The following is a 19,862-nucleotide window of genomic DNA, read 5'->3' on the forward strand; positions in this document are numbered from 1 at the left end:
ATAACATTGCTATTTTAGATCAATGTTATTTACAACCTTAGCATATGAATAATCCTTTGACAATGACTCTTGTTGAAAAGGAATTCCATCTGCATTCATTTCACCACCTTCAGAGATGGGAGTCTTCTGTAGCTGACGCTTTGCTTTCGCTACAAAGAACTATCTGCTGAATGAAAATAGGCGTAAATATTGCTAGCTAGATTAGCAGGCATACCGGCTTCTTGTAACGCCAACTCACTTGCCTCACGAATTTTTTTGACAGAGCCAAAATGCTTAAGTAATTGCTGTTTTCGCTTTGGACCAACACCCTCTATATGATCGAGAACAGATTGAATGGCATGCTTCTCGTGCTGCTGTCGTAAGAAGGTAATGGCGAAGCGGTGTACTTCGTCCTGAATACGTTGCAGTAAATAGAATCCATCACTTGTGCGCTTTAACGCAATTACTTCAGGTGGGTCACCAAATAAAAGCTGTGACGTATTATGCTTTTCATCTTTTGCTAATCCGGCAATTGGAATGACTAGGCCAAGTTCATCTTCTAATACTTCTCGTGCGACTTCCATTTGCCCCTTCCCACCATCAATTAGTACTAAATCCGGCAAAGGTAAACCTTCTTTTAACACTCGTGTGTAACGACGTCGTATTACTTCTTGCATTGCTCCGTAATCATCATGTTTGGCAGCTGTGCGTGTTTTGTACTTTCGGTACTCCTTCTTTGCTGGTTTTCCATCGATAAATACAACCATTGCAGATACTGCATCTGTTCCATGCATATGACTATTATCAAAAGCTTCAATTCGTAAAGGCGTTGAAATACCCATCGCTTCACCGAGTGCCTCACATGCGCCTATTGTTCGCTCTTCCTGACGTTCAATAAGTTGGAACTTTGCTGCTACAGCAATTTCAGCATTTTTAATCGCTAATTCTACAAGTTCTTTTTTTTGCCCACGTTTTGGTGTTAGCACTCGAACATCAAGTAATTCCGTTAAAATATCCGCATCAATAGATTGTGGGATAAAAATCTCCTTCGGCTTAATGTGTTCTAATTTGTCATAAAATCGGCCAACGAACGTTAAAAATTCCTCTTCTGCCTCTTGATAAATTGGGAAAATCGAGACATCTCGTTCAATGAGCTTTCCTTGACGAACAAAGAAAACTTGCACACACATCCAGCCCTTCTCGACTGCATAACCAAATACATCGCGGTTCGTAGTATCACTTGAGACGATTTTTTGCTTTTGCATAACAGTGTCTATATGAGCAATTTGATCACGAAACTCTTTTGCACGCTCAAACTCTAAATTTTCTGCAGCTTCAAGCATCTTTTCCTCGAGCTCCTTTTTGACTGCCTCAACACCACCATTTAAAAATTTCGTCATATCCTCAATCATATCGTGGTAAATTTGGGCATCAATATCTTTCACGCAAGGTGCTAGGCATTGTCCCATGTGATAATACAAACAAACCTTGGAAGGAAGTTGCACACATTTTCGAAGCGGATATAAACGATCCAGTAGCTTTTTCGTTTCACTAGCTGCATAGGCATTTGGGTATGGGCCAAAGTATTTCGCCTTATCCTTTTTCACTTTTCGCGTCGTAATAAGACGTGGATGTTTTTCATTTGTAATTTTAAGATACGGATACGTTTTATCATCCGTCAGCATAATATTGTATTTCGGATCATGTAGTTTAATAAGATTAAGCTCTAAAATTAAAGCTTCTATATTGGAGGATGTCACAATGTACTCAAAATCTTCTATTTCGCTTACAAGTCTCTGTGTTTTCCCTTCATGCGTACCAGTAAAATACGAGCGTACTCGATTTTTCAGCACTTTGGCTTTCCCAACATAAATAATGATTCCTTGCCGATCCTTCATCAAATAGCAGCCAGGCTGATCTGGTAAAATTTCAAGCTTTCGTTTAATTAAATCATTCATCGCCTACCTGCCCTCCTTTTTGTTAAAACTAGCGTTCGCTTTTTCTCTTTATTATATAACGAAAAAAAGCCGAGCACATCTATAGATGGCTCGACTTTTCTTTTTTTACAGGATCATTATGCCTCGGCATAATTGCGTCCGGAATCGGCTTTGAGCTTAGGCCTGCGTGAGGGCCGACACGATGGCGGTCATTTCGGTAATGCCACAGGACGTGGCGTTTTTTCCGATGCAGGTCAGTTAGCCGTTATCGCATGGATGCGATGATTTTAGGCTAACATCCTTTATTAACTCCTTTCCGATTCCGTAACATCTGCCGGAGGCTTTGGGCCAACGTGATGTTGGTCACTCAGTCGTCGCTACAGGACGTGGCGTTCTTAGACTGAGTTCCTCTATTTCAGCGGGTGTTTGGACACCCCTGAAAAGAGGTTAAATTCGCATTCATCTCCCATCTGTAGAGGTGGGAGACTTGTGCTGAAAGAAGTTAAGCATGTTTTGCGATAAATGCTTCTAACGCTTCTTTTGGTTGGAAACCAACAGTTTTGTCTACTAATTCGCCATCTTTGAATAATAGTAATGATGGAATAGACATAATTTGGTATTGCGCTGCAGTACCTTGGTTGTTATCTACATCTACTTTTACGATTTTAGCCGCACTACCTGCAGCATCCATTTCTTCAAGAACTGGCCCAATCATTTTACAAGGTCCGCACCAAGCAGCCCAGAAGTCTACTAGCACTAACCCTTCTTTAATATCATCTTGGAAAGTTGCATCTGTTGCATGTACAATTGCCATTTGAAATCCTCCTTAAACTTACTATGCTTGTAGTATAGCATGGATAAATTCGCTAGAGCGAACAATCTGCCTAGTATGCATAATTTATGAAAAATTAGGTCGAAAAAGGTATTAGGTTGATTTGCTAATTAGCTATTTTTATTGAAAACGACCTTTATACACATAAGTTAACGTAATAAAAAGATAAATAGCTAATGTAATGCCTGTTACGATAATAGATGTTGTAAAAATAATACCAATCAGAATTGCACTTAACGCAATAATAGCGATCCAAGTTGTATAAGGGAACCATTTCACTGCATAAGCACTTGTTTTTTCTGGCTGTTTTTTACGCGATTTCAAATGCGCAATTGCAATAATTAACCAAATAAATAACACCGTGTATCCAAGTGAACCCATTAGGTAATCAAAAGCTTTGCTTCCCACAAATAAAGAAATGATTACGCCCATATATAAAGCTAAAGTACACATCAGTATAGCATATACTGGAACTTTTCTTTTTGATAAATGTGCAAAGATTTTAGGAACACGCCCGTCCACAGCTTGTGTATACAAAATGCGTGATGAACCGTAAAGTCCCGAATTCATTGATGAAATAATGGCAAGTAAAACAACACCGTTCATAATATGGTCAGCACCAGGAATCCCAATCATTTTAAACACCATCACAAATGGACTTTCTGGTACCCCATTAACTTCATTCCAGGGAATCAAGCTAACGATAATAAAGAAAGGCAGTATATAGAAAGTCACAATACGTACTAATGTACTACGAACAGCTTTTGGCACTACTTTTTCAGGATTTTTCGTTTCGGCTAATGTAATACCAATAATTTCAGTGCCACCGTAAGAATAAATAACGACAAGCATTGCAGCAATTAACCCCGTTGATCCATTCGGGAAGAAACCACCGTGCTCCGTTAAATTAGAAAAACCAACAGCCGTATGATTACCAAAAGTAACAAGTAATAAAATTAGTCCGGCTATGATGAACACCACAATAACGGTAATTTTAATTAACGCCAGCCAATATTCAGTTTCAGCAAAAACCTTCACTGATAACAAGTTAATGGCTGTAACTAACACCGAAACGGATAATGCAAGTATCCAAATTGGGTAATCTGGCAACCAATATTGAATAAAAATGGCCGCAACTATGGATTCTGCCGCAATATTCAAAACCCACATTTTCCAATAAATCCAATCTAGGAAATAAGCTGGGTACTTCCCTAAAATGTTTTGAACTAAATCTCTAAATGTTCTAGCCTCGCTATTACGGACTGCCATTTCTGCTAGTCCTTGCATAACAAATAACAGAATAATACCACCTATTAAGTACGCTAAAAGTACGGATGGCCCTGCCATATCAATGGCTGCACTGCTCCCTTTAAATAACCCTGCACCAATGGCACCACCTAAAGCCATCATCGTAATATGTCGTGAGGTCATTGTTCTCTGTAATTTCTGATTATCCTTTTCCATTTCCTTACCTCCTAAAATGAACAAATATACTAAAGCGCTTGTTTACATCCGACAAGCGCTGGAAAAAGCAAGCACTCTTCCACTTTTGCCTGAGGGATTGAAGTGACCTCGAGGATGTAGCACTTTAGCCTAAACGAAAACAAAAAAGGCATATCATCTGTTCCTTCATTATCAAATGAAAGAAGAGACGATATGCCATAAGCAAACCGCGGTACCACTCTAATTGGTTCTATAAAAACCCTACTTAAAAACCTTGTAACGAAGGTTAATCGTCAAGTAAATAGAATAATCTGTTAATTCCACTTATCTTACCACTCCTAGGCAAGTTCAAAGTCTTATTGGACTGCGTTGCACCATCCCGCAGCTCTCTTCACCAAATAATGAACTTTTACTACTCCTAATCTTTGCGTTTCAAAACATTATTTTCGAAAAATTTAAATATTATAGATCACTATACGGTCTAAAATTAACTCTGTCAATATTTTATTTTGCAATAACTTTAAAAACTCGAAAAATTCGAACACAAAAAAAGCGGAGAAGATACATCTTCCCCGCACTAATATCAATTTCGCCTTGGCGTAATTACATCCGCTGGAGGCTTTATCTTCATTCAGCAAATTTGCTGAATAAAGATAATTTAATTATGCATTTACTTTTAACGCTTTAAATTCTTCAATTAGAAGAGGCACTACCTCAAATAAATCACCAACGATACCGTAGTCTGCAACTTTGAAAATATTTGCCTCTGGATCTTTATTAATCGCAACGATTACTTTTGAGTTTGACATACCAGCTAAGTGCTGAATTGCTCCAGAAATACCCGCTGCAATGTAAAGGTCTGGTGTTACTACCTTACCTGTTTGACCAATTTGAAGTGAGTAGTCACAATATTCAGCATCACATGCACCACGTGAAGCACCAACTGCACCACCAAGTAAATCTGCAAGCTCTTTTAATGGCTCAAAACCTTCTTCTGATTTTACACCACGACCACCTGCTACAACTACTTTTGCCTCTGATAGATCTACACCCTCTGAAGATTTACGTACTACCTCTTTAATGATTGTACGAAGGTTTGTAATATCCACAGCAATAGAAGTTACGTCTCCTGATTTACCAACTACTTTTTCTAATGGTGCAATATTATTTGGACGAATTGAAGCTAAAACCAAGCCGTCTTTTACTTTAACTTTTTCAAAAGCTTTACCAGAATAAATTGGACGGATGAATACAACATCATCACCTGCACCTTCAATAGACGTTATATCCGATACAAGACCTGCTTGTAATTTACTTGCAATTTTTGGCGATAAATCTTTACCGTTTGCAGTATGACCAAATACGATACCAGTTGGCTTTTCTTCCTCAATTACTGCTGCTAAAGCTTGACCATAACCATCAGATGTATATTGTTTTAAATGTGGATGTTCCACAGTTACAACACGATCAGCACCATATTCAAATAATGGACCTGTTAAACCTGCCACAGCATCGCCTAAAAGTACACCAACAACCTCACCACCATCTGCGATTTGCTTTGCAGCTGCAATTGCTTCGAAAGAAACATTACGTAAGCTTCCTTCACGAACTTCACCTAATACTAATACTTTTTTTGACATAGTATATTCCCTCCGTTACCCTTTAAGATTCGATTTGCATTTTCAGATGACTTAAACTACTTTAGCCTCTGTATGAAGTAGGTTTACTAGCTCTTTTACTTGAGCAGAAAGTTCGCCTTCAAGAACACGACCTGCTGCCTTTTGAGCTGGTAAGAAAATATCAACCGTTTCTACCTTAATTTCTACATCATCTTCATCGATATCTAAATCATCTAATTCAAGCTCTGCAAGCGGCTTCTTCTTCGCTTTCATGATACCTGGTAAAGATGGGTAACGTGGCTCGTTTAAACCTTGTTGAGCTGTTACTAAAAGTGGTAAAGATGTTTCGATCACTTCCGAATCACCTTCGATGTCGCGTACAATTTTCGCAGATGTTCCGTCAATTTCAAGCTTAGTAATTGTCGTTACATAGTTAATGCCTAGTAAATCTGCAACACGTGGACCTACTTGACCAGAACCTCCGTCAATGGCAACGTTTCCTGTTAAAATTAAATCAGGATCTTTATCTTTTAAATATTCAGCTAAAATATATGCAGCTGCGTTTTGATCTAATTCATCTAAATCATCTTCTGTATTAATCAGAACCGCCTCGTCTGCTCCCATTGCAAGCGCTGTACGTAGTTGCTTTTCTGCATCTTCGCCACCAATCGTAACAACTGTTACTTTACCGCCAGCAGCGTCACGTACTTGAATTGCCTCTTCAATTGCATATTCATCGTAAGGGTTGATGATGAATTCTGCACCATCTTCTTGGATTTTACCACCCGACACAACGATTTTTTCTTCTGTATCAAACGTACGTTTAATTAATGCAAAAATATTCATATATCCATACCTCCTGAAACGTTTTTTATTTCTAAGTAAACTTATAAATATTATATATTTTCAGTGTCGATAACGTCGATAACACTCTTTCAAGTCGCTATCGACACTGATGGAATATTATTTGCCAGTAAACACAGGCTCGCGTTTTTCAATAAATGCTTGAATTCCCTCTTTAGCATCTTCCGTTACGAATACCGTACCAAAGGATTTTGCTTCAGCATCAATACCTTCATAAAACGAAGCATGCTTAGCATATTGCAATGTTTGAATAGCTGCTTTTAAAGCAACCGGGCTCTTCTTCGCAATTTTTTTTGCTACCTTTAGCGTTTCTTCAAGTAATGCTTCATCTGCAAATGCACGATTCGCTAACCCCCATTGCACAGCTTCTGCACCAGAAATCGGCTCACTTGTAAACATCATTTCTGCAGCTTTTGCAACCCCTACGTATCGTGGTAGACGTTGTGTACCCCCGAAACCTGGAATTAGACCTAATTGTAATTCAGGTAGCCCTAATTTCGCAGTTTCTGTCACAAAGCGCAGATGACAACTCATCGCTAGTTCAAGTCCCCCGCCTAATGCTGCACCATGAATTGCAGCAATAATAGGTTTAGAGAACGATTCCACTCGCTCAAAAACTTGCTGACCATTGCTCGCTAGCTTCGTAAATTCATCCCCAGATTCAACTTCTGTAAATTCCTTAATGTCTGCCCCTGCTGAGAAGAAACGGCCTTCGCCATGAAGTACAAGGACACGTACAGTGTCATCGTTTTCTACGGCATCTAGCACAGCATTTACTTCGGTAATGATTCCGCGGGATAATGCGTTTGCTGGCGGACGTGCAATCGTAATAATTGCTACTCCATCTTCTACTTTCCAACTTAGAAATTCCATTTCTCCACATCCTTTTAAGCTTTAATGCCGTTCAGGATTAATGCCTGAACCTTTGGAACCTGTTCTATCAAATCATATCGATAGTCATTCATAACCCATGACGTAATGGTTTCGTCAATTGTTCCAAATACCATTTGACGTGCCAATCGTACATCCACCGTTGGATGGAACTCACCTGAAAGCATACCGTCGATTAAAATTTGATCTAGTAATTGTAAATACTCTCTTAACACCGAATTGATCTTTAATCGTAAATCTTTGTTCGATTGTCGTAGTTCCAATTGTGTGACGGTTGCTAGGTATCGATCTGTTGCTAGAACATTAAAATGATTTTCTATCATTCGTGAAAGTTTGTCTTTAGACGTACTTCCATTTTCTATTATATCTTGTAATGACTCTACAAAAACAGCCATTTTTTCATTAAAGACAGAAATTAATATATCTTCTTTATTTTTAAAATATAAATAGATTGTTCCATCGGCCACCCCTGCCTGTTTGGCAATCTTCGATACTTGTGCTTGGTGATACCCATTCTCTGCAATAACGATGACAGCTGCATCAATAATTTGCTTATATTTTGGCTTATCACGTTTCACCTTTATATCACCACCTAAAAAAACTTGCGTACGTAAACATTCATGCTCAATCACTATGTTCATACTAGCAATCTCAAAATTGTTTCACTAATGACTTTGAAGAATGTGACGTGTTAACCTAAAAAAAATATGAAAATATGAATGGTCATTCATTCATATTTTCATATTATATTTTACAACTTTACTTGTCAATACTTTATCACGTCTTTATTTTGCTTCTTTATTCGCCAATTTCGTTTTTTCTTCATCCACTAAAGCTCGACGCAAAATTTTCCCAACTGCTGTTTTCGGTAGTTCATCTCTAAACTCATAATAGCGTGGAACTTTGAAAGCAGCCAAGTGTTGTCGGCAATATTTATTTAATTCGTCTTCTGTAATCGAATATCCTTCTTTTAAAACAATATAAGCTTTTACTGTTTCTCCTCGATATGGATCCGGTATACCAGCAACTATACATTCTTGGATTTCCTCTCGTTCATATAGTACTTCCTCTACCTCACGAGGGTAAATATTAAAACCACCTGCGATAATCAAATCTTTTTTACGATCAACGACATAGAAAAATCCTTCTTCATCCATATAGCCCAAATCTCCAGTTAAAAACCATCCATCTACGAACGCTGCTGCCGTATCTTCTGGCCGATTCCAATAGCCCTTCATAATTTGTGGCCCTTTTACAGCTATTTCCCCAACCTCTCCGACTGGAAGCGCCTCTGTATCCCCAGTACGTAAAATTACCGCTTCCGTATTAGGCCAAGGTACACCAATTGATCCGATAACTCGTTTACCCCAAATAGGCGTACCATGTGTAACAGGAGAAGTTTCTGTTAATCCATATCCTTCAACCAGCTTTCCTCCTGTTACCGCTTCAAATTTCTCCTGCACCTCTACTGGCAGTGAAGCGGAGCCACTTAAGCATGCTTTAATGGACGATAAATCGTACTTTGTAATATCCGGATGATTTAATAAACCAATATATAAAGTCGGTGCACCTGGGAAAAGTGTTGGTTTTTGCTTTTCAATCGTTTTCAACGCTGTTTCTACATCAAACTTTGGTAAAAGCACCATTTTATTTTGCGTAACAACAGATAATAACATAACGGTCGTCATACCATAGACATGGAAGAATGGTAGTATGCCCATAATGGTTTCCTCACCATGTGCGCATTTATACATCCATGCATCACACATTGTTGTATTGGCAATTAAATTTTTATGAGTTAACATAACACCCTTAGGAAAGCCTGTAGTTCCCCCTGTATATTGCAGCAACGCAATATCTTCTTCAAAATCAAATGGAATATCCATCATTTTGATTGGCGTAGAACGCATAATTTCTGTAAATAGATGATTTTGACCACTATGTTCAACCTTTACACTAAAACCGTACTGCTTTTTTTGAATAAACGGATAAACTAAATTTTTGGGAAATGGTAAATAATCTTTAATGGCAGTGACAATTACATTTTCAAGTGCAGTTTCCTTTATGATTTTCATGACGCGAGGATATAAAATATCCATCAATAAAATAACTTTCGCACCTGAATCAGCCATTTGATATTGAAGTTCACGCTCAGTATAAAGTGGATTTGTTTGCACAACAATCGCTCCAGCGTACATTGCTCCGTAGTAAGCGATTACACTTTGCGGTGAGTTTGGCAGCATAATAGCCACACGGTCTCCCTTTTCTACCCCAAGAGCTTGTAAATAGTTTGCGAATCTTAGAGCAGACTCATATAGCTCTGTGTACGTCAAATCCCTACCCATAAAATGAATCGCCACTTTGGATGGATTCTTTTTATAGGCACGTGTCAAAAATTCTTGCACAGGAATTTCCTCAAACGTTAAAGACGATGGTACTTCTTCAGGATAATTTTTCAGCCATGGTTTTGTTGTCATACGTTCACTCCCCTTTGTCCCAAACTTTATAAATACTTATTTTAATTATAATGAAAAAGAAATATAGTTTCAAACTTAAAATAGAAAATAAATGCATTTCCGATTAATTATTATGCATTTTACAACATTTATATAACTGTGTTTCTTAGGTTTTTAGATTTACAACCTTTATGAACACTCATTCATTCTTTCTTTTTTCATACAAAAGATTGAGGTAATATTCTTATATTCCAAAAATAATTTTTGAATGATTACTTTTCAGCTAGATGAAAGAATATTAATAGACTTTGGTAGTATTTTGCGATGCTTTTGATTTGCAGATGAGATGTAACTTGATTTTTTCGAGGGGATTGTAGTCTTTTATCTATTGGAGCGATTACACACTCAACCTGAGCAATTTTTCTCTGGGCCAGAGCAGTTCTTCACTCTTTTCCGTTGCTCTGACACTTCTTTCCGTCGTTTTGGCTCTTCCTTCCGTCGTTCTGACACTTCTTTCCGTCGCTTTAGCTTTTCGATCCGTCGCCCTGGCCTCTTTCCGTCGCTCTGACACTTCTTTCCGTCGCTTTGGCTCTTCCTTCCGTCGTTCCGATACTTCTTTCCGTCGCTTTAGCTTTTCGATCCGTCGTCCTGGCCTCTTTCCGTCGCTTTAGCTTTTCGATCCGTCGCTTTGACTCCTCTTTCCGTCGTTCTGACACTTCTTTCCGTCGTTTTGGCTCTTCTTTCCGTCGCTTTAGCTTTTCGATCCGTCGCCCTGGCCTCTTTCCGTCGCTTTGACACTTCTTTCCGTCGCTTTGACACTTCTTTCCGTCGCTTTGACTCTTCTTTCCGTCGCCCTGGCTTCTTTCCGTCGCTAGATACCCGGACAGCTCTTCTCTTTACCCATCAGATATAAAAAAACGCATCCTCTCCAAAGGATGCGTTTTCTTACTTAAATGGTCATCATATAGTAGACACCGACTGCCAAAAATGCGATGCAGACAACGATTAGTATTTTTGCTAATTTTTCCATGTCATTACACTCCTATGCAATACTTGCCCCAATAACAAACGATAGACCGACTGAAATAGTAAAGGATATGAAGCCGACTGAACGATTATCATTTGCGATTTCTTGATCAACATTAAAACGTGGTGTCATAAATTCAAATAAGAAATACGCCACAATAAGTAATATAAAACCAAAAAGACCCCAGCCAATCATTTCACTTAAATTACTATGGCGCGCAATGGAAAAACGAAAAATATTACAAATCCCTAGTATTTTCCCACCTGTTGCAAGCGCTACAGCAATATTACCATTTTTAATTTCTTCCCAATTTTTATATTTCGTAACGACTTCGAATAATGCCATCGAGACGACTAAACATAAAACAACTACACTAAAATATCCTGCCGTTTCGATAATTGGATATCGCCAAAAGTTAGAATTCAGCATTTTCTCCGTCCCCTTTACAGCTTATTTCAATTCCACAACCGTGACGCCGAAGCCCCCCTCACCGGCTTCACCAAAACGGAAGGATTTTACACGCTTATGCTTTTTCAAATAGTTTTGAATTCCTTGACGTAATGCGCCTGTACCGACACCGTGAATAATTGACACACGCCCATAATTTGCAAGTAAGGCATCATCAATATATTTTTCTGTACGTATAATGGCATCTTCAAATCGCTCGCCGCGTAAATCTAATTCTAATTTTACTTGGCTATTGCGGTTTTTTACACCTGCAATACGTTGCACAGGTTCCTTTTCTGGTTTAATGTACTCTAAATCACTATCCGAGATTTTCATTTTCAAAATACCCATTTGGACAACCCATTCGGAATTCGAGACTTTTTCAAGCAATGTACCCCGTTGACCATAGCTTAACACCTTTACCTCGTCTCCGACAACTAAGTTTTGTGCGCGGGCCTTTACTTGTGCCGCTTTTTTCAGCACTTTATTGTTTTCAAGCGGTGTAGCTTCTTCCAATCGTTTACGAGCTTCGATAAGCTCATGCTCCTTGACAACTTGGTCTGCATTTTTGCGCATTTCCCGAAGATCCGCAATAATTGATTCTGCTTCTTTTTTTGCTTCATCAACAATTTTACGAGCTTTTTCTTTCGCTTTTTTATCGAGTGCTTCTTTGCGTTCTTCGTATGCAAGTACTTTTTCTTGCAGCTCTTTGCGTAGGTCTTCAGACTCCATCAGTAATTCACGAGAGCGTTCTGCATCATCTTCAGACTGGCGACGAGTCGCTTCAAGTGAAGCAATCATTGACTCTACCTCATGGCGATCTGTGCCTGTAAAGCTTTTTGCGCGGTCAATAATCGACTCTGGTAAGCCAAGGCGACTTGAAATTTCAAATGCATTCGAGCGACCTGGTACACCGATAAGTAGACGATATGTTGGACTCAATGTTTCAATATCAAACTCCACACTTGCATTGGCAACCCCCGGACGATTATAGCCGTATGCTTTTAGCTCAGGATAATGCGTCGTCGCCATAACACGGGCGCCTCTATCATGTACTTCATCTAAAATGGAGATGGCAAGAGCTGCCCCTTCCTGAGGATCAGTCCCAGCCCCTAATTCATCAAATAGTACTAGTGACTCGTGATCAAACTTTTGTAAGATGTCTACAATATTGACCATATGGGATGAGAATGTTGACAGTGATTGCTCAATGGACTGTTCATCTCCAATATCCGCAAAAAGCTGCTTGAAAACGGCTAGCTCTGAACCATCAAGTGCAGGCACTGGTAACCCTGCCTGTGCCATTAATGTACACAGTCCAACTGTTTTTAATGTCACCGTTTTACCACCAGTGTTTGGTCCTGTAATTACAACGGCCGTAATGTCTTTCCCAAATTCAATATCATTGGCAACTGCAGTTTCGATCGGTAAAAGTGGATGACGTGCACGCACAAGTCGAATATAGCCATCGTTATTCATTTTAGGCATTGTACATTTGTTCACTTGACCGTACTTGCCTTTTGCTAAAATGACGTCTATTTCACCTAGTACTTTTACTAAGTTAAATAAATCAGGAGCTACTTCCTCTACCATTGCACTTAAAGTAAGTAAGATGCGTTCAACCTCAGCTTGTTCCTTCATTTTTAATCGATGAATTTCATTATTCGCTTGTACAACTGAATCTGGCTCGATGAATAATGTTTGACCAGAAGATGATTGGTCATGCACAATTCCACCATAATGATGACGATACTCCTGCTTAACTGGGATAACAAAGCGATCATTACGAATCGTTACAAGTGTATCTGAGAGCATTTTTGAAGCATTGCTCCCACGTGTAAGGCTTTCAAGCTTAGAACGAACTTTAGCCTCCTCAGCGCGCAAAGATTGGCGAATTGAACGCAAAGTTTGGCTTGCTGAGTCTAGCACTGAGCCGTTATCATCAATACAGTTATTAATTTCATGCTGCAAACCTGTTAAGACAGGCATGGAATCCTTTTTGGCGATGAAATGAGGAATCTCAATCACTTCTTCTGATTCGATATCTTCAATAAAGTTGCGAAGAATTCTACTAGCTCGAATTGTACTTGAAACTTCCATTAATTCCATCGCTGAAAGCATACCACCAATTTGTGCACGTCTCGCAGCTGGTCGTACATCAAAAATACCACCCATCGGCACATTGCCTTTTACACGTAAAATAGATAGTCCTTCATCCATTTCTTCTAATAATTGTACAACTTTTTCATAGTCTGTTTGTGGTACAAGCTCATCAATGGCTGATTTGCCTATTGATGAAGTGCAGTATGTAGCCACTTGCTGACGTACTTTATCATATTCTAGTGTTTTCAATGCGCGTTCTGCAATCACTGAGAACACCTCCTCAACCTATTTATTTCGTCGAATAAACGCTTCAAATTGTTCTCGCGTCCATGTATTCACAATCATATCCTTTTTCAACCATGCTCTGTTTGCGTAGCGCACCCCAATATCCATAAAGCGTAAATGAGCAATATCATGTGCATCTGTATTGATTGCTACGGGCACCCCAGCAGCTAAAGCCATTTCTAAATGCTCAACACATAAATCAAGACGATATGGATTCGCATTTAACTCTAAAATTTTACCATATTCCTTTGCCCAAGTAATTAATTGCTCCATATCAGGATTATAGCCATTACGATCCTCAATAATGCGACCAGTTGGATGTGCAATCATATGAACATAAGGATTTTGCATCGCCGTAAGTAGACGCGTCATAATTTTGTCCTGCGATTGTGTAAAGCTAGAGTGAATGGAGGCAATGACAAAATCTAATTCTCTTAGCACTTCATCTTCAAAATCGAGAGAACCATCTGGCAAAATATCCATTTCTGTCCCTGCATATAAATGAAAATCTGCATGCGTTTCATTAAATGCCTCTATTTCAGCTCGTTGCTTTTTTAAACGCTCTGGTGTTAAGCCGTTCGCTACTTTTAAAAATTGTGAATGGTCAGTAATAACGCTATATTGATAGCCTCGCTCTATCAATGCCTCGCCCATTTCCGCTACAGAGTACGCACCATCAGACCATGTCGTATGCATATGCAAATCTGCAATAATATCCTCTAGTTTTACTAGACCTTTAATGTCTTGCGTTTTGTCAAATTCTGTTGTACCTGTGCGCAAGCTAGGCGGGATAAATGGTAAATCAAAATGCGCAAAAAATTGCTCTTCATCCTTAAATGTCAATACAGTACCATCTGCTTGCTCTACGCCATATTCACTAATCTTTTCACCACGGGCTTTAGCAATTTGGCGCATACGAACATTGTGATCTTTCGAGCCTGTGAAATGATGTAAGGCTGTTGCATATTCAGCATCTTTCACTAATCGAAAATCTACGCTCACTGGCTCTTCTAGATCTAAAATAACTGAAATCTTTGTATCACCAGCTGCCACTACCTCTTGGATAGAAAGCTCATTCAGTAATTTTTCACGTACAGCTTCAACTGCTTCAGTGACAACAATAAAATCAATATCTTTACTTGTTTCTGCAGCACGGCGGAAGCTTCCAGCAACAGAAAAACGTTCCACTTCTTCCATACTACTTAGAAGTGCTTCAATTTGTAAAACGACAGGTTCTAGCTGCCAAATCGGTAACCGTTCTGAACGATTTGCTAAATTTGCAAGCTCTTTTAATATTTTTTCTTCGGTTTTTGCTGCAAAGCCTGCTAGTTCACGAACTTTGCATGACTCACAAGCAGCCTTTAAACTTTCCGCAGAATCAATGCCTAACTCTTGATGAAGCTTGGCTATTTTTTTACCGCCTAAGCCTGGAAGTTTTAATAATGGGAGCAACCCTTTTGGTACAATTTCCTCTAATTCTTTTAGTAGGCTTGATTCCCCAGTTGTCATTAAATCCTCAATAACAGCAGCTGTTCCTTTACCAATGCCTTTAAGCTTTGTTACATCCTCCATCTCGCTTAACGAGCGCTCATCTCCTTCAAGTGCAGCAGCTGCTTTTCGAAAGGCAGACACTTTGAATGGATTTTCCCCTTGTAATTCCATATACAATGCAATTTTTTCAAGTGTGCGAATAATTGTTTTTTTGTTCACTCAGAATTCCTCCTATCGTAAAAACACTTCCCTCAAAACCGAGAGAAGTGCACAGTTTGCTATTGCATATAAATATACCACCAGTCTTGGAACATATTTGTAATAATTGGTGTATGCTCCAAAATGAGACCACTTAACAACGACTTCGACATTAGACTTTGGATACCATCAACCGGCAATAAAGCAAGGATGTATAGCAAAATAAACATAATTAAATAGTTTTCAATTATGCCAAACAATGCTCCAAGCCAACGATTCACTGTGCCTAACACAGGTAAATACGCTATAAAATCAAAGATCGATGCAACAATTTGCAATGTAATTTTCACCGCAAAGAAAATAACAGCAAAGGCAATGACTCGGTAAAAAGTACGGTCTACATCCAGGCTATCGATCGCTATCCCAAGACCACCTGAATCTGTTACACCTGGATACGGTACCCAAAACACAAATTTTTGTGCTAATGGTTTATAATAAATATACGCAACAATTAGGGCAACTACAAAGCTAACGATGTGCATCATCTGTACGATGAAACCACGTTTTGCTCCAACGATGAGCCCGGCAAATAGCACCACTAATATGATTAAATCTAACATTCACTTCAACCCTTTAATTTTTTCAATTCTTCTTCTAGTTGCTCTATTTGTTCTTTTAATAGTAAATAATCATGAACGGTATTTACTGCTGTCAGAACGGCAAGCTTTGTGCTATCAAGTGAGGGATTATGTACATTCATTTCGCGCATACGGTCATCAACAATCGAAGCGACAAGTCGCATATGTCCAATGGATTCAGAACCGACCATTTTATATGTATGACCATAAATTTCCACAGAAATTTTATTCTTTTCTTGATTTTCCATAGTCGCACCCTCCTTTAAAGTCTTTGTGCACACAATTTTTTTGATTGTGAGCAGTATCACACAAAAAAGCTATTTATTATCATACCATGAAAGGTATAAAATTGTGAACAATGAGGACAGAAAGGAACGATTAAATGTCAAATATTGTACTTTTATTATCAGCAAATTTACAAAAAGAGGTGATGTCTTTCTATGCAAACAATTTCGTGGAACGTAAAGCACCTGGTGTAATCTTTGCCGCAAAGCTCCCAGATACCGCAATTACGATGTATAAATCAGGTAAATTAATGTTCCAAGGGGGAGGGGCTGAGCGTGAAGCTGCACGTTGGGGAAACATCGAAATAACAAATACACAGAAATCATCCGCAATCGGAGCAAAGGGTGATGTTCTGCCAGATGGCTTTGCTTCGATGTCGGTGTTAGGCTCAGATGAAACTGGTACTGGTGATTATTTTGGTCCAATTACAGTTGCCGCAGTATATGTGCCTGCATCAAAAATTGAGCTAGTAAACGAACTAGGTGTCAAGGACTCAAAAATGTTAACTGATGATTATATGCGTAAAATAGCTCCCGATTTGCGTGCCGCTTGTGTTCACAGTGTGCTAGTACTACGCAATGAAAAATATAACGAATTACAATCCCGAGGCTACTCTCAAGGTAAAATGAAGGCTATGATGCACAATAAGGCACTTAAAAATGCACTGTCAAAAATGGCACCCGAAAAACCTGAACATATTCTGATCGATCAGTTTGCTGAACGTGGTGTCTATTACAATTACTTAAAAAATGAGCGAGAAATTGTTCGAGATGATGTTCTATTTTCTACGAAAGCTGAACAATTACATGTTTCAGTAGCAACCGCATCGATATTAGCTCGTGCGGCATTTTTAAAAGAAATGGACCGACTAAGTGAGGTTGCCGGTATTGAGTTATTGAAGGGAGCTTCAGCAAAGGTAGATGCATTAGCAGCACGTATTTGGCGTGGGCAAGGTGAAGAATTTTTACGATCTGTTACGAAATGGCATTTTGCTAATACAGAAAAAGCGAGGAAAATGAAATAAAAAAAATTTAAAGTTTTCTTTTATTCTCCACTGATTATTTGTCTTACTTTTACGAGCAGTTAATTTGAGATAAATCTGATCTTATATAAAAAAATTTCGCTATACTCCAGCTGATTACAAGTTTATACGACTTGCCCTCGACTGTAGTTAGCGAAATTCTTTGTATCAAAAATTTATTATGATCATTTTTGAAGTCTTTGTTCTAGCTTAATATTTAAACTGTTGAATCGTCCGTTGAAGATTTTCAGACATGTCAGCAAGCGCTTCAGCTGATGCTGCAATTTCTTCCATAGATGCAAGCTGTTCCTCTGTTGCAGCGGAAATATTTTGTGCACTTGCTGTATTTTCATTTGTTTGCTCAAGCACCGTTTCAATCCCCATTGCTACTTGCTTGGCATGTTGAGAAATGACTTTAGATGCCTCCGAAATTTGTCCTATTTCATAGGTTACACTTTGTACATTCGTACGAATCTCTTCAAACGACTTTCCTGCCATATTTGTTACATCAATACCCTTCACGACCTCAGCTGAACCTGCAGCCATTGATTCAACAGCCAGTTCTGTATCTGCTTGAATCCTTGAAATAATTTCCTTAATTTGTAGTGTAGACTGTGCAGATTGTTCAGCTAGCTTTCGCACTTCGTCAGCGACTACTGCAAAGCCTTTACCTTGCTCACCCGCACGGGCAGCTTCAATTGCTGCGTTTAAAGCTAATAAGTTAGTTTGTTCAGCAATTTGAGTGATGGCCTCCACAATGTCTTCAATTTCGTGAGAACGCTTGTCTAATGTTTGCACTGTCTTTTCAAGGGTTAGTACAGTATTTTGAATCATAGTCATTTGTTGAACGGCCGTTTGAATAGTCTCATCACCACTCAAAACAGCATCCATAGCTTTATTTGACATCTCATTAACAGCATCTGCTTTTACCGAAATACGCTGAATGGATGATGACATTTCTAGTACAGAACTGTTACTGTCATTAATAGTTTCTGCTTGTATATCAACCGTCTCGGCAAATGTTTGAATGGAATCAACGATTTGCGATGTAGCTCGTTTATTTTCTGTAGTACTTGCAGTCAGTTGCTCCGATGATGCAGCCAACTGATTGGATTCCTCACCAATGTTACCAACTACTTCACGTAAGGATTGAATCATTTTATTGAATATATTCGCCAACTTACCTATCTCATCTTGTGTTTTAACTTCGATGAGATTGCGCAAATCACCATTCCCTACCTGCTCAGCTACTGTAGACAGCTCATTTAGAGGTCGAATGATTGTTCTAATAATGACAGCACCAATGATTCCAAATATGATAAGAGCTATGACAATAACCGTTATTGTGTTTATTAATATTGGTTTTGTGACAGTTGCTACATCTGCTAAATCCATTGTGCCAATAATTTTCCAACCTGTTAGTTTATTGGTAGTGAAGAATACTTGATACTCTTTTCCATCTTCCTCAATGAAAAAGCTACCCTCTTCTTTTCCTTGCATCTTTTCTATATAGGACTTTTTGAGCTCTGATCCTACCTCTGCCTGTGGATCGGCAATAATAAGATTATTGGCATTTACTAATGAGGCATAGCCATTATCACCAATTTCCACTGTTTTCACAAGATCGGAAATTCCCTCTAAATTTAGGCCAATAGAAATAACTCCTGACTGATCCTGTAATCCAGCTGAAACTGCTAGTATTAATTCCCCTGTAATAGTTGATTTATAAGGATCAACCATTACTCCCTTGCCTGGCGATTCTATAGCCTTTAAGTACCATGGTCGGGTAAATGGATTATAATCTGCTGTAGGTTTAACGTATGGCTCACGTAAAAATTTATGCCCTTCAATCGCTAAATTAACAACAGAAACATTGCTATGTAATGCATTATATTTTTCTAATTCCTTTAAAGCTTCTGCATCTTGCACATTCTTATTAAAAAAATTAGCTAAATACTCCGTATCGCTAAGTATAGGTGATATCTCATCTGAAATTAATGTATTTAATAATTTTACATTTTTGCGTGAGCTATTACTTAACTCCTGTTGATATTGGTCGGACGCCTTCATATATGAAAACGTACCAATAGCAATGCTAGGGATTAAAAGTATTAATGTGAACGCCCATATTAATCGTGTTCTTACGGAAAGGCTTCTTTGCTTTCGATGATTTTTCAAAATAACTATCACCCCGTAGTAAAATTTTCTATCCAAGTTCTACTATACACAAAATAAATAATAATTAAATAATAATTATCATTTTTTTGTTATTTCTAGCAATTATCAAAACAAATATAGAAAAACACGAAGAATATCTACTCTCTCGTGCCCTCTTTCATTCATACT

The 19,862-nt window shown here is 38.5% G+C and carries 17 protein-coding genes and 1 other annotated feature; of the genes, 2 read left to right on the forward strand and 15 right to left on the reverse strand.

Annotated elements, in window-relative coordinates; translation table 11 throughout:
* Positions 1–149 precede the first annotated feature (149 nt).
* The 8 genes from uvrC to BFJ97_RS07065 form a co-directional block, all read right to left on the reverse strand.
* Complete coding sequence (gene uvrC, locus BFJ97_RS07030) at positions 150–1,937, reverse strand: excinuclease ABC subunit UvrC (protein WP_068983920.1); 1,788 nt, start codon at positions 1,935–1,937, stop codon at positions 150–152.
* A 481-nt stretch (positions 1,938–2,418) separates the two neighbouring features.
* A complete protein-coding gene (gene trxA, locus BFJ97_RS07035; protein ID WP_004226420.1) occupies positions 2,419–2,730 on the reverse strand; it encodes a thioredoxin in 312 nt (103 codons plus the stop codon).
* Positions 2,731–2,868: 138 nt separating this feature from the next.
* A complete protein-coding gene (locus tag BFJ97_RS07040; protein ID WP_068983921.1) occupies positions 2,869–4,212 on the reverse strand; it encodes an amino acid permease in 1,344 nt (447 codons plus the stop codon).
* 180 nt (positions 4,213–4,392) lie between these two features.
* Positions 4,393–4,626: a binding site (T-box leader), on the reverse strand.
* 227 nt (positions 4,627–4,853) lie between these two features.
* Entirely contained in the window at positions 4,854–5,831 is a 978-nt protein-coding gene (locus BFJ97_RS07045; RefSeq protein WP_068983922.1) for an electron transfer flavoprotein subunit alpha/FixB family protein, read from the reverse strand.
* A gap of 51 nt (positions 5,832–5,882) precedes the next feature.
* The gene (locus tag BFJ97_RS07050) at positions 5,883–6,656 is read right to left on the reverse strand and encodes an electron transfer flavoprotein subunit beta/FixA family protein (RefSeq protein ID WP_068983923.1); all 774 of its coding nucleotides are present in this window, start codon (positions 6,654–6,656) and stop codon (positions 5,883–5,885) included.
* 117 nt (positions 6,657–6,773) lie between these two features.
* Positions 6,774–7,547 carry an enoyl-CoA hydratase gene (locus BFJ97_RS07055; protein WP_068983924.1) on the reverse strand — a complete coding sequence of 258 codons (774 nt, stop codon included), beginning with the start codon at positions 7,545–7,547 and terminating at the stop codon, positions 6,774–6,776.
* 14 nt (positions 7,548–7,561) lie between these two features.
* Positions 7,562–8,143 carry a TetR/AcrR family transcriptional regulator gene (locus BFJ97_RS07060; RefSeq protein WP_068984085.1) on the reverse strand — a complete coding sequence of 194 codons (582 nt, stop codon included), beginning with the start codon at positions 8,141–8,143 and terminating at the stop codon, positions 7,562–7,564.
* Between the two features lie 207 nt (positions 8,144–8,350).
* Positions 8,351–10,042, reverse strand: a complete 1,692-nt coding sequence (locus BFJ97_RS07065; RefSeq protein ID WP_068983925.1) for an AMP-binding protein — start codon at positions 10,040–10,042, stop codon at positions 8,351–8,353.
* A gap of 367 nt (positions 10,043–10,409) precedes the next feature.
* Here BFJ97_RS07065 and BFJ97_RS24015 point away from each other — a divergent pair, with 367 nt between their 5' ends.
* Positions 10,410–10,589, forward strand: coding sequence for a hypothetical protein (locus BFJ97_RS24015; protein ID WP_139114390.1), 180 nt, complete (start codon positions 10,410–10,412; stop codon positions 10,587–10,589).
* A gap of 59 nt (positions 10,590–10,648) precedes the next feature.
* On the opposite strand, the gene BFJ97_RS07070 is transcribed toward BFJ97_RS24015, so the two are convergent.
* From BFJ97_RS07070 to zapA, 6 genes are all read right to left on the reverse strand, one after another.
* The gene (locus BFJ97_RS07070; RefSeq protein ID WP_068983926.1) at positions 10,649–10,840 is read right to left on the reverse strand and encodes a hypothetical protein; all 192 of its coding nucleotides are present in this window, start codon (positions 10,838–10,840) and stop codon (positions 10,649–10,651) included.
* Positions 10,841–11,063: 223 nt separating this feature from the next.
* Positions 11,064–11,477, reverse strand: coding sequence for a DUF350 domain-containing protein (locus tag BFJ97_RS07075; RefSeq protein WP_068983927.1), 414 nt, complete (start codon positions 11,475–11,477; stop codon positions 11,064–11,066).
* A 21-nt stretch (positions 11,478–11,498) separates the two neighbouring features.
* Complete coding sequence (locus tag BFJ97_RS07080; RefSeq protein WP_068983928.1) at positions 11,499–13,865, reverse strand: endonuclease MutS2; 2,367 nt, start codon at positions 13,863–13,865, stop codon at positions 11,499–11,501.
* A gap of 18 nt (positions 13,866–13,883) precedes the next feature.
* Positions 13,884–15,593, reverse strand: a complete 1,710-nt coding sequence (gene polX, locus BFJ97_RS07085) for a DNA polymerase/3'-5' exonuclease PolX (RefSeq protein WP_083226939.1) — start codon at positions 15,591–15,593, stop codon at positions 13,884–13,886.
* A 59-nt stretch (positions 15,594–15,652) separates the two neighbouring features.
* Positions 15,653–16,192 carry a CvpA family protein gene (locus BFJ97_RS07090; protein WP_068983929.1) on the reverse strand — a complete coding sequence of 180 codons (540 nt, stop codon included), beginning with the start codon at positions 16,190–16,192 and terminating at the stop codon, positions 15,653–15,655.
* A gap of 5 nt (positions 16,193–16,197) precedes the next feature.
* Positions 16,198–16,458 carry a cell division protein ZapA gene (gene zapA / locus BFJ97_RS07095; protein WP_068983930.1) on the reverse strand — a complete coding sequence of 87 codons (261 nt, stop codon included), beginning with the start codon at positions 16,456–16,458 and terminating at the stop codon, positions 16,198–16,200.
* Positions 16,459–16,592: 134 nt separating this feature from the next.
* On the opposite strand from zapA, the gene rnhC reads away from it, so the two are divergent.
* Positions 16,593–17,519, forward strand: a complete 927-nt coding sequence (gene rnhC / locus BFJ97_RS07100; RefSeq protein ID WP_068983931.1) for a ribonuclease HIII — start codon at positions 16,593–16,595, stop codon at positions 17,517–17,519.
* 207 nt (positions 17,520–17,726) lie between these two features.
* Here the strand turns inward: rnhC and BFJ97_RS07105 are convergent, their stop codons facing one another.
* Positions 17,727–19,694 (reverse strand): methyl-accepting chemotaxis protein, encoded by a 1,968-nt coding sequence (locus tag BFJ97_RS07105; protein ID WP_083226940.1) that lies wholly within the window; start codon positions 19,692–19,694, stop codon positions 17,727–17,729.
* Between the last annotated feature and the right edge of the window lie 168 nt (positions 19,695–19,862).

Source organism: Lysinibacillus xylanilyticus (assembly GCF_001708185.1).
Classification (GTDB): Bacteria; Bacillota; Bacilli; order Bacillales_A; family Planococcaceae; genus Lysinibacillus; species Lysinibacillus xylanilyticus_A.

Bases quoted from the DNA above. Each gene is read 5' to 3' on its own strand.
- BFJ97_RS07040 (WP_068983921.1), bottom strand. From the start codon at position 4,212: ATGGAAAAGGATAATCAGAAATTACAGAGAACAATGACCTCACGACAT.
- BFJ97_RS07065 (WP_068983925.1), bottom strand. From the start codon at position 10,042: ATGACAACAAAACCATGGCTGAAAAATTATCCTGAAGAAGTACCATCG.
- zapA (WP_068983930.1), bottom strand. From the start codon at position 16,458: ATGGAAAATCAAGAAAAGAATAAAATTTCTGTGGAAATTTATGGTCAT.
- uvrC (WP_068983920.1), bottom strand. From the start codon at position 1,937: ATGAATGATTTAATTAAACGAAAGCTTGAAATTTTACCAGATCAGCCT.
- trxA (WP_004226420.1), bottom strand. From the start codon at position 2,730: ATGGCAATTGTACATGCAACAGATGCAACTTTCCAAGATGATATTAAA.
- rnhC (WP_068983931.1), top strand. From the start codon at position 16,593: ATGTCAAATATTGTACTTTTATTATCAGCAAATTTACAAAAAGAGGTG.
- BFJ97_RS07055 (WP_068983924.1), bottom strand. From the start codon at position 7,547: ATGGAATTTCTAAGTTGGAAAGTAGAAGATGGAGTAGCAATTATTACG.
- BFJ97_RS07050 (WP_068983923.1), bottom strand. From the start codon at position 6,656: ATGAATATTTTTGCATTAATTAAACGTACGTTTGATACAGAAGAAAAA.
- BFJ97_RS07075 (WP_068983927.1), bottom strand. From the start codon at position 11,477: ATGCTGAATTCTAACTTTTGGCGATATCCAATTATCGAAACGGCAGGA.
- BFJ97_RS07090 (WP_068983929.1), bottom strand. From the start codon at position 16,192: ATGTTAGATTTAATCATATTAGTGGTGCTATTTGCCGGGCTCATCGTT.
- BFJ97_RS07045 (WP_068983922.1), bottom strand. From the start codon at position 5,831: ATGTCAAAAAAAGTATTAGTATTAGGTGAAGTTCGTGAAGGAAGCTTA.